The organism is Empedobacter sp. UBA5036 (genome assembly GCF_002415215.1).
Lineage (GTDB): Bacteria > Bacteroidota > Bacteroidia > Flavobacteriales > Weeksellaceae > Empedobacter > Empedobacter falsenii_B.
The window spans coordinates 17,541-31,707 of the sequence record NZ_DICC01000020.1; the positions used below are offsets into that span (position 1 = coordinate 17,541).

At 32.1% G+C, this 14,167-nt stretch carries 11 protein-coding genes; all 11 read left to right on the plus strand.

Annotation, left to right across the window (positions count from 1 at the left end; translation table 11 throughout):
- Positions 1-526: 526 nt before the first annotated feature.
- The 11 genes from fabV to B4J88_RS03405 all read left to right on the plus strand — a co-directional run bounded on the left by fabV (position 527) and on the right by B4J88_RS03405 (position 14,119).
- Positions 527-1,729: an enoyl-ACP reductase FabV gene (gene fabV, locus B4J88_RS03360; protein ID WP_180906024.1), complete on the plus strand. Its 1,203-nt coding sequence runs from the start codon at positions 527-529 to the stop codon at positions 1,727-1,729.
- 312 nt (positions 1,730-2,041) lie between these two features.
- Positions 2,042-3,451: an amino acid permease gene (locus tag B4J88_RS03365; RefSeq protein ID WP_291066370.1), complete on the plus strand. Its 1,410-nt coding sequence runs from the start codon at positions 2,042-2,044 to the stop codon at positions 3,449-3,451.
- Positions 3,452-3,655: 204 nt separating this feature from the next.
- Positions 3,656-4,990 carry a sigma-54-dependent transcriptional regulator gene (locus B4J88_RS03370; protein WP_291066372.1) on the plus strand — a complete coding sequence of 445 codons (1,335 nt, stop codon included), beginning with the start codon at positions 3,656-3,658 and terminating at the stop codon, positions 4,988-4,990.
- A 367-nt stretch (positions 4,991-5,357) separates the two neighbouring features.
- Complete coding sequence (locus tag B4J88_RS03375; protein ID WP_114999274.1) at positions 5,358-5,648, plus strand: DUF7674 family protein; 291 nt, start codon at positions 5,358-5,360, stop codon at positions 5,646-5,648.
- A gap of 89 nt (positions 5,649-5,737) precedes the next feature.
- Positions 5,738-5,815 carry a K(+)-transporting ATPase subunit F gene (kdpF, locus tag B4J88_RS15195; RefSeq protein ID WP_369012327.1) on the plus strand — a complete coding sequence of 26 codons (78 nt, stop codon included), beginning with the start codon at positions 5,738-5,740 and terminating at the stop codon, positions 5,813-5,815.
- Positions 5,816-5,833: 18 nt separating this feature from the next.
- Positions 5,834-7,528: a potassium-transporting ATPase subunit KdpA gene (gene kdpA, locus B4J88_RS03380; protein ID WP_114999277.1), complete on the plus strand. Its 1,695-nt coding sequence runs from the start codon at positions 5,834-5,836 to the stop codon at positions 7,526-7,528.
- A gap of 3 nt (positions 7,529-7,531) precedes the next feature.
- Complete coding sequence (kdpB, locus tag B4J88_RS03385; protein WP_291066375.1) at positions 7,532-9,547, plus strand: potassium-transporting ATPase subunit KdpB; 2,016 nt, start codon at positions 7,532-7,534, stop codon at positions 9,545-9,547.
- Between the two features lie 80 nt (positions 9,548-9,627).
- Entirely contained in the window at positions 9,628-10,194 is a 567-nt protein-coding gene (kdpC, locus tag B4J88_RS03390; protein ID WP_291066377.1) for a potassium-transporting ATPase subunit KdpC, read from the plus strand.
- Positions 10,194-11,267, plus strand: coding sequence for a porin (locus tag B4J88_RS03395; RefSeq protein WP_291066379.1), 1,074 nt, complete (start codon positions 10,194-10,196; stop codon positions 11,265-11,267). Before kdpC ends, B4J88_RS03395 begins: the two co-directional genes overlap by 1 nt.
- A complete protein-coding gene (locus tag B4J88_RS03400) occupies positions 11,268-12,398 on the plus strand; it encodes a sensor protein KdpD (RefSeq protein ID WP_291066381.1) in 1,131 nt (376 codons plus the stop codon). It abuts the gene before it with no gap.
- Complete coding sequence (locus B4J88_RS03405; protein WP_286484633.1) at positions 12,395-14,119, plus strand: HAMP domain-containing sensor histidine kinase; 1,725 nt, start codon at positions 12,395-12,397, stop codon at positions 14,117-14,119. The genes B4J88_RS03400 and B4J88_RS03405 overlap by 4 nt, the downstream gene beginning before the upstream one ends.
- The last annotated feature ends 48 nt before the right edge of the window (positions 14,120-14,167 follow it).

Genomic DNA, 14,167 nt, shown 5'->3' on the forward strand with positions numbered 1-14,167 from the left:
TTTTAAACTTATCAGCAGTAAAAGTATTGGTGTAATTATTTTTTTGCTGAATTTTTAAAATCTCTAAAACAGAATTCAAATTATAAGATTTAATTTTTTGGTAGGAGTTTTTTATCCAATTATGAATAGTGTTTTTAGGGATATTGTATTCATTAGAAATTTCTTTTTTTCTTCAGTGTATAAATTCTAAAAAAAAATCATATTCCAACAACTTCGACCATTTTAATAAATCGTCTGTTTGTATGCTTTTACTTAAATATTGAGCATTAATTTCTTTTTCAGAATAAGTTTTGAAGAAGCCCTTGATACGGGATATATCAATTCCAAGTTCGTCGACTCTTTTTTTGATTAAAGAGCCTATGTGAATATCTTTCATAGGTAAGTAGGTTTTGAGTAATTGTAAATATAGTAAATCGAAATCAGTATTCCTATTAATTATCTCAAAAATAGAATGATTTTATGTACAAAAAGATCGTTTCGTTATATAGAATTTATTTTATAAATTTATGCGACTAAATTAAGTATAATGATTATTCAACCAAGAACAAGAGGTTTTATTTGCATTACGACTCATCCTGAGGGAACTGCAAAAAATGTTCACAATCAAATTGAGTACGTAAAATCAAAAAATATTTCAGCCGAAGGACCAAAAAAAGTATTGGTAATTGGAGCTTCGACAGGTTTTGGTCTGTCATCTCGTATTACAGCTGCTTTCGGATATAATGCTGCAACAATAGGTGTTTTCTTCGAAAAACCTGCTGCGCCAAGAAAACCGGGGACTGCGGGTTGGTACAACACAGCTGCTTTTGAGAAAGAAGCGCAAGAAGCTGGTTTGTATGCAAAAAGTATTAATGGAGATGCTTTTTCTGATGAGATTAAACAACAAACGATTGATTTAATCAAACAAGATTTAGGTCAAGTAGATTTAGTGGTTTACAGTTTAGCTTCGCCACGTCGTACACATCCAAAAACAGGTGTTGCGTATTCATCAGTTCTTAAACCAATTGGAGAACCATTTACAAATAAAACAGTAGATTTTCATACAGCAGAAGTAACAGATATTACAATTGATCCGATTGAATCTCAAGAAGAAATTGATAATACAATTGCTGTAATGGGAGGTGAAGATTGGAAATTTTGGATGGAAGATTTGAAAGCTGCTGGTGTTTTAGCTGAAGGCGTAAAAACTGTTGCTTATTCTTACATCGGGCCAGAATTGACTCATAGAATTTATAAAGATGGATCGATTGGTATGGCTAAAAACGATTTAGAAAAAACGGTTCCAGTTATCAACGAATTATTGTCAGATTTGAATGGTGTTTCTTACGTTTCTGTAAACAAAGCTTTGGTAACACAGTCTAGTTCTGCTATTCCAGTTGTGCCATTATATATTTCGTTATTGTACAAAGTAATGAAAGCAAAAGGAATTCATGAAGGTACAATCGAGCAAATGCAACGTTTGTTTGCAGAGCGCTTGTATACTGCAAACGGAGAAGTTCCTTTGGACGAAAATGGACGTATTCGTATCGATGATTTAGAAATGCGCGAAGATGTACAAAAAGAAGTGGATGATTTATGGAAAATTGTAACTTCTGAGAACATCAAAGAAATTTCTGATATCAAAGGTTATCATGATGAATTCTTACAATTGTTTGGATTTAGTTTTGATGAAATCGATTATGATGCTGATACAAACGAATTGGTTTCAGTTCCAAGTATTGCAGAATAAGAAGATCATTTCAATAAAATAATACAAAACCTCGAAAATAATTTTCGAGGTTTTTTTTGTCTCAATAAAATAAGTCAAAAATAATTTTATTCGTATTTGTTTAGATTATAAGATTTTGTTTCGTTAAAAATATGGAGTGATTATTATTAATAATTTAAAAAAATATTTTAATATTAGTTTTAAATTATATTATTCTTAAATTTTAAGTTTTCTTTTAGAAATATATCCAAAAAAAATAAAATTTATTTTTCGAATTTTAAAAATATATCTGAAACACTTTACATTTCGTCAAGTTTTAATACATGTATTTTTATGTCAATTTGGAAAATTAAACCATTAGCGAAGTTAATAGAAGATTCGCAAGAAACGGAAGGTGGTTTAAAAAGATCTCTCTCTTCGGGAGCCTTAGTTGCTTTGGGTATTGGCGCTATCATCGGTGCTGGATTATTTAGTTTAACAGGTATTGCAGCGGCAGATCATGCAGGTCCCGCAGTCACTTTATCGTTTGTTTTAGCCGCAGTTGGTTGTGCTTTTGCAGGACTTTGCTATGCCGAATTTGCTTCAATGATTCCAGTTGCTGGAAGTGCTTATACGTATTCTTACGCAACAATGGGAGAGTTTATTGCTTGGATTATCGGTTGGGATTTGGTGTTAGAATATGCTTTGGCAGCGGCAACTGTAAGTGTGAGTTGGTCGGCTTACGTCGATAAATTTTTGCAAGGAATTAATATTCATTTACCTCAAGAATTGTTGCACGCTCCAGCCGATGGCGGAATGGTTAATTTACCTGCAATCTTTATTGTATGTCTACTTTCTTTAGTGTTAATGAGAGGTACAAAAGAATCTGCAATTATCAACAATATTCTTGTAATTTTAAAAGTAAGTGTCGTAATTGTTTTTATCATTTTGGGTTGGAGTCATATCAATCCAGAAAATCATATTCCATTTATTCCTAAAAATATTCCAGGAACTCAATTCGGAGGAATGCCAGGAATTGCAGCAGGAGCAGCAGTTGTTTTCTTTGCTTTTGTTGGATTTGATGCGGTTTCTACTGCGGCACAAGAAGCTAAAAATCCACAGAAAGGAATGCCGATTGGTATTTTGGGATCGTTGGTTATTTGTACCATTTTGTACGTATTATTTTCGTGGGTAATGACAGGTTTGGTACCATACGAAACCTTTAAGGGGGATGCGTCACCAGCAGCGACAGCATTTGCAGTAACAGGTTATACATTTTTACAAAGTGTATTGATTTTGGCAATTATCGCAGGCTATACATCGGTTATATTAGTGATGTTATTAGGACAAAGTCGTGTGTTTTATAGCATGAGTAATGACGGATTGTTACCTTCTTTCTTTTCAGATGTACACAAAAAGTTTCGTACACCTTGGAAAACCAATTTATTCTTTTTGGTTTTTGTAAGCATTTTTGCTGGTTTTGTACCAATCAAAGATTTAGGTCATATGGTAAGTATCGGAACTTTATTTGCCTTTACTTTAGTTTGTATTGGAATTATTGTGATGCGTAAAAAAATGCCAAATGCCGAACGTAAGTTTAAAGTTCCTTTGGTTCCTCTAGTTCCAATTTTAGGAATAATTGTTTGTGTTTATTTAATGACTTCATTAACAATGGAAAGTTGGTGGCGACTTTTGATTTGGTTAGTAATCGGAATTTGTATTTACTTTTTCTACGGAAAACAACATAGTAAGGTTGATGGTTAGAAAATCATCATTTTGAGTTTTTTAGAAATCCTTTGTCTTTTTAGACGAAGGATTTTTTTACAATTGATAAATATAAAAACTCTAGAGATGGTTTGAAATTTTATTACATACTAGAAAAACATGCTTATTATTAAAATTAACTAAATAATTATTTCAAATCTATATGCATAAAAACAATACCTTCGTTGTTCACAAGTAATAAGAATGCATTCAATTTTAATCATAGACGATGAAACAAAAATCAGAACTCTCCTAGCTCGAATTCTCGAATTAGAAGGTTTTGAAATACATCAAGCTGAAGATTTAAAATCAGGCCTTAAGAAAATTAAAACACTTTCTCCTGAGGTTGTTTTATGTGATGTAAAATTACCTGATGGTAATGGTGTTGAGTTTGCAAAAGAAGTCAAAGAAAAATTTCCTTTGATAGAAATTATTCTGCTTACAGCTTACGGAAATATTCCTGACGGCGTTCAAGCCATTAAAAACGGAGCATTTGATTATATTACAAAAGGGGATGATAACAATCGTATTTTACCTTTGTTGTATAGAGCTTTGGATCGTGTGAAATATAATAAAGAGAATGAAATTTCTCAAGAAACAACATCAACAAAATTAGACAGTAATTTATTATTGGGTAAATCTCCAATTTTTGAACAAGCTTTACAATTAGCTCAAAAAGTTGCACCAACGAATGCTACCGTTCTTTTAACTGGAGAAACAGGAACTGGAAAAGAAGTTTTTGCAACAGCTATACATCAATCAAGTTTGAGAAAAAACCAAAATTTTGTTGCAATTAATTGTTCGGCTTTTAGTAAAGACTTATTAGAAAGTGAATTATTTGGTCATAAAGCAGGTGCATTTACAGGCGCAATGAAAGATCAGAAAGGTTTGTTTGAAGAAGCACATTTAGGAACTATTTTTTTAGATGAAATTGGCGAAATGGCCTTGGATTTACAAGCAAAATTGTTGCGAGTTTTAGAATCAGGTGAGTTTATTAAAATCGGCGAAACAAAACCTACAAAAGTTGATGTACGAATTATTGCAGCCACTAACCGAAATTTGGAAAAGGAAATTGCAAACGGAACATTTCGAGAAGATTTATTTTATCGAATTTCTGTGTTTCATATCGAGTTACCTTCTTTACGTGAACGCGTTTCGGATATCGAACTAATCGTGAATCAGTTTATAAAACACTTTAATCATTATTATCAAAAAAATATAAAATCTATCAATCAGGAAGCTTTACTTTTTCTAAAAAAATATTCGTGGCCAGGAAATATTCGTGAATTAAAAAATACGATCGAACGTGCTATTATTTTGTCGGAAAATGAAGAACTTTCTACAAATGATTTTCCTTCATTTATTCAAACAAGCGAAATTGATCAGAACGAAAATTCATTAGAATTAGCTTTAATGGAAAAAAAACATATTCAGAAAGTTTTAAAATTTACAAAAGGAAACAAAACAAAAACGGCAGAATTATTAGGTATTGGTTTAACAACGCTTTATCGAAAAATAGCCGAATATGAACTGAATTAATATAAAATACTGACCATTATATATTTTGATAATTTTATCAATAAAACCGTCAGTTCGAGTGAAATTCTGAAAAGAATTTTATATCGAGAAGTAAGATGGTTTTAGGTATATATTCGTCTAAGTTCTCGATACTATTTTCTTATTCTATCGAAACGAAAATAACTCGAACTGACGAATTTTTGTTCAAAATGAAAAACAGATATAAAATACTTTATCATAATGAAAATAAACCCTTCCATTTTGGAAGGGTTTTTTATTTGAGTAAAAACCCATAAAAACATAACGTATTGATTTTGTTTCGTCTAATTAATTCTAATTGCTTTGGCATTTTGATTGGCTTATGTAGAGAAATTTAAAAATCTACAAAATGAAAATGAAACAAACGATTTCATTAGATGAAGTCAAAGAACTTAAAAGTAAAGTACTGCAAAACATTTTAGATAATAATCCAGCACGTGTAAAACAGCTATGTTATAGTGTAGGAAAATTGTTTTCAAAAACAAATGATTTGGGTAAAACATACATCAATAATCTGTTTATACTACCCGTTACTTTGATGATTGAAGCGGATTTCAAAAACCGAAAACAGTTTTTGAATTTGTTTCCAATGAATTTGAAATCAGAATATGTTAAACAAATTTATCATTCAGGAATATGATAACAATTGTATTACTATTAGCTGGTATTTTATGTTTTGGAGTATTCTTCAAATCCATTGACTTTTTTGATAATATATAATTCTTCACCATGATTTTCTTATTAATCATCGCCATTGCCTTGTTTGTATACTTGGTATATGTGCTATTAAAACCCGAAAAATTTTAAACTTAATTATTCGTAAAAATGAATTCAGAAATATTTGGCGTTATCGTACAATTTTTAGTTGCGATCGCTCTTTCCATTCCGTTAGGAAATTATATTGCACGTGTTTATCTCAATAAACCAACTTTTTTAGACCGATTAATTTCCCCAATAGAAAAGTTGTTATTCAAAATATCAGGTATCAATTCGGAGGAACAGATGAATTGGAAACAACATTTAAGTGCATTATTAACGATTAACTTGATTTGGTTTATCATTGGATTTATCCTATTAATGACACAAGGTCTGTTGCCTTTTAATCCAGATAAAAATCCAAGTATGAGTCCTGATTTGGCTTTCAATACGATTATTTCGTTTGTAGTGAATTGTAATTTACAACACTATTCAGGAGAAACAGGCGTAAGTTATTTAGCGCAATTATGGCTGATGTTTTTACAATTTGTGAGTGCAGCAACCGGTATGGCAGCAGCAGTTACATTATTTGAAGCCTTTCGACAAAAAACAACGACAACTTTAGGTAATTTTTATACTTATTTCATCAAATCGATTACGCGTATTTTATTGCCATTATGTGTAATTGTATCATCAATCTTAATTTTTCAAGGAACTCCAATGACATTTGAAGGAAAAGATGAAATGATGACTTTAGAAGGAAATAAAGTGGAAGTTTCTCGAGGACCTGCAGCAGCTTTTATAGCCATAAAACATTTAGGAACAAATGGCGGAGGATTCTTTGGTACCAACTCTGCACACCCATTCGAAAATCCAACATATATAAGTAATATGACGGAAATGATTGCACAAATGCTGATTCCGTTGGCGATGTTATTTGCATTTGGCGTTTATACTAATCGCAGAAAATTTGCTTGGATGATGTTTGGTGTCATGACTGTTGGCTTTCTATGTTTAACGATTCCGAATGTTTACATGGAATCGCAAGGAAATCCAATGATTGAAAGACTCGGTATTGATAATTCATTAGGTGCAATGGAAGGTAAAGAAGTTCGAATTGGTTCTGCCGCTTCAGGATTTTGGAGCATCGCAACAACCGTTATTTCTACAGGTTCAGTCAATTCTATGCACGATAGTACAATGCCATTATCTGGGATGAATGAACTGTTAGCTATGATGATCAACAGTGTTTATGGAGGTGTAGGAGTTGGTATTTTAAACTTCTTTGTATTTGTAATTTTAGCGGTATTTATTAGTGGATTGATGGTTGGTAGAACACCTGAAATTTTTGGAAAAAAAATAGAAGCCAAAGAAATGAAAATCGCCATGATGATTACCCTTTTACATCCATTCTTGATTTTAGTAGGAACAGCTTTGGCTGCTGGAATACCAAGTGAAACACTATCAACCTTAAACAACTCCTCGTATCATGGATTTAGTGAAATGTTATATGAATTTACTTCATCTGCTGCAAACAACGGTTCTGGTTTTGAAGGATTAGGAGACAACACTCCATTTTGGAATATTGCAACTGGTTTTGTATTAATTTTAGGACGATTCTTACCTATAATTGGTCCTGTTGCAATTGCTGGATTATTAGCAAAAAAACATTTTGTTCCAGAAGGTTCAGGAACTTTAGCAACCGATACAGCAACTTTTGGAAGTATTGTTTTTGCCATCATCTTAATTGTTGCAGCCTTAGCATTTTTTCCAGCTTTAACCTTAGGTCCCATTGCTGATTATTTTTCAACTCCAAAATTTTAGAAAATGACACGAGAAAATAAAACCAATTTATTTGAAAAAACATTGGTACAAACAGCCTTCAAAGAAGCTTTCATCAAACTAAATCCAGCAACTTTATATAAAAACCCTGTCATGTTTGCTGTAGAAATTGGTACTGCAATTATGTTAGGAGTTTGCTTTTGGATTCTTTTAGGTGAAACATCTCAAGGTAGTTTTGGGTATAATTTTTCAATTTTCATCTTACTTCTTTTTACATTATTATTTGCCAATTTTGCTGAAGCAATTGCTGAAGCAAGAGGAAAAGCTCAAGCTGATAGTTTACGTAAAACGCGAGAAGAAACGCCTGCTAAATTAGAAAATGGTGAAATCATTTCGTCTTCTGCTCTAATCAAAGATATGATTTTTATCTGTGAAGCTGGAGATATAATTCCAACCGATGGTGAAATTATAGAAGGTTTAGCAACGATCGACGAAAGTGCTATTACAGGAGAAAGTGCACCTGTAATTCGTGAAGCTGGAGGCGATAAAAGTTCGGTTACTGGAGGAACAAAAGTTCTTTCGGATCGAATTAAAGTCAAAGTTACGACACAACCAGGAGAAAGTTTTTTAGATAAAATGATTGCATTAGTTGAAGGTGCAAATCGTCAGAAATCTCCAAATGAAATTGCTTTAACCATTTTATTAGCTGCTTTTACATTAGTATTTGTCATTGTTATGGTTACCCTAAAACCTTTCGCTGATTATGCAAATGTTCCCATTACCATTGGCGCTTTAATCTCATTATTTGTATGTTTAATTCCAACCACTATTGGAGGTTTATTATCCGCAATCGGAATTGCTGGAATGGACAGAGCTTTGCGCGCAAATGTCATTACAAAAAGTGGAAAAGCAGTAGAAACAGCAGGCGATATAGATGTTTTATTATTGGATAAAACAGGAACCATTACAATCGGAAATCGTAAAGCAACAGCTTTATATCCTGCAATTGGAATAGAAATGGAAGCTTTAGAAAAAGCAGCAGTGCTTAGTTCGATGAGTGATGAAACTCCTGAAGGAAAATCAATTGTAGAATTAGTTCAGATAGATCCATTAAAATACGCAATTCAACATCCTATTTTCATCAATTTTAGCGCAGAAACACGTTGTTCAGGAATTGATTTTGATCAAATCCGTATTCGAAAAGGAGCTCTAGATGCTATCAAAAATTTGGTTGAAAATGCTGGAAATACTTTTCCAAACGAAATTCAAATGAAAGCCAATGAGATTGCTCAAAATGGAGGAACACCTTTAGTTGTTTCTCAAAATGAACAAGTTTTAGGAGTGATCGAACTACAAGATATTATTAAACCTGGAATTCAAGAACGCTTTGCTCGTTTACGTAAAATGGGAATCAAAACGGTTATGGTAACAGGTGATAATCCTATGACTGCTAAATTTATCGCAGAAAAAGCAGGTGTAGACGATTTTATTGCGGAAGCAAAACCGGAGGATAAAATGAATTACATCAAAAAAGAACAAACCGAAGGTCGTTTGGTTGCGATGATGGGCGATGGTACAAATGACGCTCCTGCTCTGGCGCAAGCTAATGTTGGTGTAGCCATGAACAGTGGTACGCAAGCAGCAAAAGAAGCCGGAAATATGGTGGATTTAGATAATGATCCAACCAAATTAATTGAAGTTGTTGAAATCGGAAAACAATTATTAATGACGCGCGGAACCTTAACAACCTTTAGTATTGCCAACGATGTAGCAAAATATTTTGCCATCATACCCGCTTTATTTATTACAGCAATTCCTGCCTTACAAGGATTAAACATCATGAATTTACATAGTCCCGAAACCGCTATTTTATCAGCTGTTATTTTCAATGCGATCATTATTCCTTTCTTGATTCCTTTAGCATTAAAAGGTGTTCCATACAAACCAATTGGAGCAAGTGCACTTTTGAGAAGAAATTTACTGATTTATGGAATTGGAGGAATAATCGTTCCATTTATCGGAATAAAACTAATCGACATCTTTATTTCCATATTTTTTTAATTAATGTAATGAGCTGTTTTGAAGGAGTTCAATATTCTATTAATAAAATTCAAAACAGCAATTTTTAAAACTAATACAAAATGAAACAAAATAGTATAAAAGCAATTTTACTAACATTTAGCTTAATGCTCCTTTTAATGGTACTATATCCGTTAGCTATGTGGGGAATTGCTCAACTTTCTCCAAATCAAGGAAAAGGTTTTTTAGTTGCCGATAAAAACAATCAGCATTATTACGAAAATATTGGACAATCATTTTCAAAAGATCATTATTTCTGGGGACGACCATCGGCTGTAGATTACAATGCAGCAGGTTCTGGTGCAAGTAACAAAGGATCAAATAATGAAGAATATTTGCAAGAAGTTGAAAAACGCTTAAATGATTTTCTTCAAAAAAATCCAACGGTAAAAAAAGAAGACGTTCCTGTAGATTTAATTACAGCTAGTGGAAGTGGTTTAGATCCTAATATTTCAGTTCAAGGAGCAATTGTGCAAGTTGATCGAATTACAAAAGCTCGAGGTTTAGATCACGAAAAAGTAAAAGAATTAATTGATAACCAAATTGAAAAACCTTTATTAGGTAGTTTAGGTCCTGATAAAATCAATGTGTTAAAACTGAATATCGAATTGGATAAATTATCGAAATAATGAAAAAAATACTTGCTTTTGGTTCTTTTATTTTGGGTTTAAATGTTCAAGCTCAAAACGATTCTATTCAGAAATTAAAACTTTCTGGTTATGCAGAAGTTTATTATACCTACGATTTTAATCAACCAAAAAACAATCAGCTTCCGAATTATTTGTATTCGTTTAATCGACATAATGAGGTGAATTTAAACTTCGGTACAATTCAATTGCAATACACTGATGAACGAGTTCGAGGAAATCTTGCTTTAATGGCAGGAACTTATGCGCAATCAAATCTTGCTGCAGAACCTGATGGTTTAAGAAATATTTACGAAGCAAATATCGGTATCAAACTTTCAAAGAATAAAAATTTATGGCTAGATGCAGGTATTATGCCTTCTCACATTGGATTTGAAAGCGCAATTGGTGCTAATGTTGCAACGCTTACACGAAGTATTCAGGCAGAGAATTCACCATATTTTTCAACTGGTGTTAAACTGAGTTATATTTCGCCTAATAACAAATGGGCAATAAGTTTGCATTATTTAAATGGTTGGCAACGTATCAAGCGTCTTGATGGTAATTCTACACCAGCTTTTGGACATCAAATTACTTACACTCCAAATGAAAAATTTTCGATCAACAGCAGTTCGTTTATTGGTAGCGATACTCCTGATTCTTTGCGTCAAATGCGTTATTTCCATCATCTTTATGCTGTTTTTAAACCTATTAAAAAGCTTTCAATAACCGCAGGTTTTGATATTGGTGCACAACAAAAATCGAAACGATCAGACAGTTATAATATTTGGTACAGTCCTATTTTAGTTGGGCAATATACATTCAATGAAAAATGGTCTGCAACTGCACGTGCCGAATATTATGCTGACGAAAAAGGTGTAATAATCTCAACGAATACACAAAATGGTTTCAAAACAGTCGGCTTTTCTTTGAATTTAGATCATTATTTTACAAATAATTTGATGTGGAGAACAGAAATTAGAAGTTTTTCGAGTAAAGATGATATCTATTTTCGAAATGATAAAAATGTATCAAATGAAACATTTTTCACAACTTCTTTAGCATTAAAATTATAAATGGAAAAAGAAACACAACATACAGCAGAAGACTTTCTTGCCTTGATTCGGAAATCGAAACGAGGCAAGTTTAAGGTATATATTGGAATGTGCGCTGGCGTTGGAAAATCGTATCGTATGTTGCAAGAAGCCCACGAATTGCAAAAAAATAAGATCGATGTAAAAATTGGATATATCGAAACGCATAAACGTGTCGAAACAGAAAATTTTGTTATAGGATTAACCATAATTCCACGAAAAATAATTTACTACAAAGGTAAATCTGTCGAAGAAATGGATTTGGAAGAAATCCTAAGACAAAGACCCGAAATTGTTATTGTGGATGAGTTAGCACATTCTAATGTTTTTGGAAGCAAACATGCGAAACGCTGGCAAGATGTTATGGAAATTTTAGATGCTGGTATCAATGTTATTTCTGCTGTTAATATTCAACATTTAGAAAGTTTGAATAATAGTATTTCCGAAATTACAACAATTGATGTTTCGGAACGAATTCCTGATATAATTTTGGAACAAGCAGATGAGATTGTAAATATTGATTTAACAGCAGATGATTTAATTGAACGATTAAAAACAGGAAAAATTTATCCGAAAGATAAAATTCAAACGGCTTTAAACAACTTTTTTATTCCATCAAATATTTTACAATTGCGTGAATTAGCTTTAAAAGAAGTTGCTTCTCATGTAGAAAAAAAGGTTGAAACCGAATATGTATCATCTGTTTATGCAAAACCGTCGCGTTTTTTGGCATGCATTAGTAGCAATGATAAAAATGCCAAAACTGTTATTCGAAAAACCGCTCGTTTGGCTGGATATTATAATTCACGTTGGTTTGTATTGTACGTAGAAACACCAAAAGAACATCCTAATAAAATTGCTTTGGACAAACAACGCCATCTCATTTATAATTTAAAATTAGCAACCGAATTAGGCGCTGAGATTATTAAGGTAAAAAATCAACGGGTTTCTACAGCTATCATTCAACAAATTGAATTGCGAAATATTACCACTGTTTGTTTGGGAAAACCAAAGTTAAATTTAATCCAGATTATTTTGGCTACGAATGTATTTAATCAATTACTAAAAAAACTATCTTCGTTACATGTTGATGTGATTATTTTATCAAAATGAGAATTAAAACTAAACTTCGCTTAGGATTAGGCTTGCTGTTTTTATTGATTGTATTATTGGCAGCTGTAGCAACTACGTCTATTTATTCATTGAAAAATGATACACAAAATATTTTGCATGATAATTACAACTCGTTGATTTATGCAAAAAGTATGATGCGAAATTTAAATGATGCGGAAAACTTTAATTCCAAATCGTTTGAAAAGCAATTAGCAAATCAAGAATTAAACGCAACAGAACAAGGTGAAAAAGAATTGAATCAACAGATTCGAGATAAATTTGATGCTTATAAAGAAGGAAATCATTCTCCAGAACTATTAAAAGATGTTAGAATCTCGCTTTTAGAAATGATGGAAATGAATATGCAAGCCATAGAAATTAAAAGTGAATTTGCCGAAAAAACCGCTAATCAAGCCATTTTATTAATCATTTTCACAGGTATTGCATGTATTTTTATAGCCTTTAATTCTTTGATTAAAATTCCATCTAATATTGCTAATCCTATTCAGAAATTGACGAATAGTATCAAGGAAATTGCTTCGAATAATTACAAAGAGCGCGTGTATTTAGACAAAAAAGATGAATTTGGGGATTTAGCGCAATCTTTTAACACCATGGCTTCTAAATTAGAAGAATACAACGAAAGTCATTTAGCAACTATTCTAAAACAAAAAACAAGAATGGAAACGCTGATTAATAATATGCACGATGTTGTAATTGGTTTGGATGAACAAATGCAAGTAATTTTCGCGAATAATGAAGCTGTAAAAGTAACAGGATTGTCTGCTAAACAAATGGTAAATAAGGCAGGTAAAGATTTGGCTTTGCACAATGATTTGATTCGATTGTTATTGCAAAATATCGAAACAGAAATTATAAAAGACGAAAAACCTTTGCAAATTGTAGTGGATGAAAAAGAACAATTTTTTACCAAAGAAATTTTTCATATCGAAATAATTCCAACAGGAGAAACGATAAAACAAGTTGTTGGGCATGTGATTATTCTTAGAAACATTACCGAATTTAAAGAACTAGATGCAGCCAAAACACGATTTATTGCTACAGTTTCGCATGAATTTAAAACGCCTATTTCATCTATGGAAATGAGTTTGCAATTACTTCGAAATAAGCAAATAGGAACATTAAACGAAGAACAAAATGATTTGGTAACTAGTATTGACGATGATGTACATCGTTTATTGCGAATAACAAAAGAATTACTCAACTTAACACAGATAGAAAGTGGTACAATTCAAATGAATAAAACAGAAGTCTTCCCTATTGAAATAGTAGAAAATGCAGTTAAAGCCAACCAAACTTTAGCTGAACAAAAACATTTAATCATAGAAACGAATATACCAAATCATTTAGAATCTATAAAAGTTGATCTTGAAAAAACGGCTTGGGTTTTATCAAATCTAATCTCAAATGCAATACATTATTCTCACGAAAATGCTCGAATTTGGATTACTATTGAACAAACAACAACCGAAACATCCTTTAAAGTTAAAGACGAAGGAATTGGGATTCCAACTGAATTTTTACCCAAAGTTTTCGACCGCTATTTTCGTGTACCAGGTACTCACAAAGAAGGTACAGGTTTGGGCTTGGCTATTAGCAAAGAATTTATCGAAGCTCAAAAAGGAACACTAGATGTATTTAGCGAATATGGCGTTGGAAGCGAATTCGTGATGAGGTTATCACAAAAAGAATATTCATAAAATCTATTCGTTTGGTTTGAAAACAAAAAAGCTTGAACCAGTGTTCAA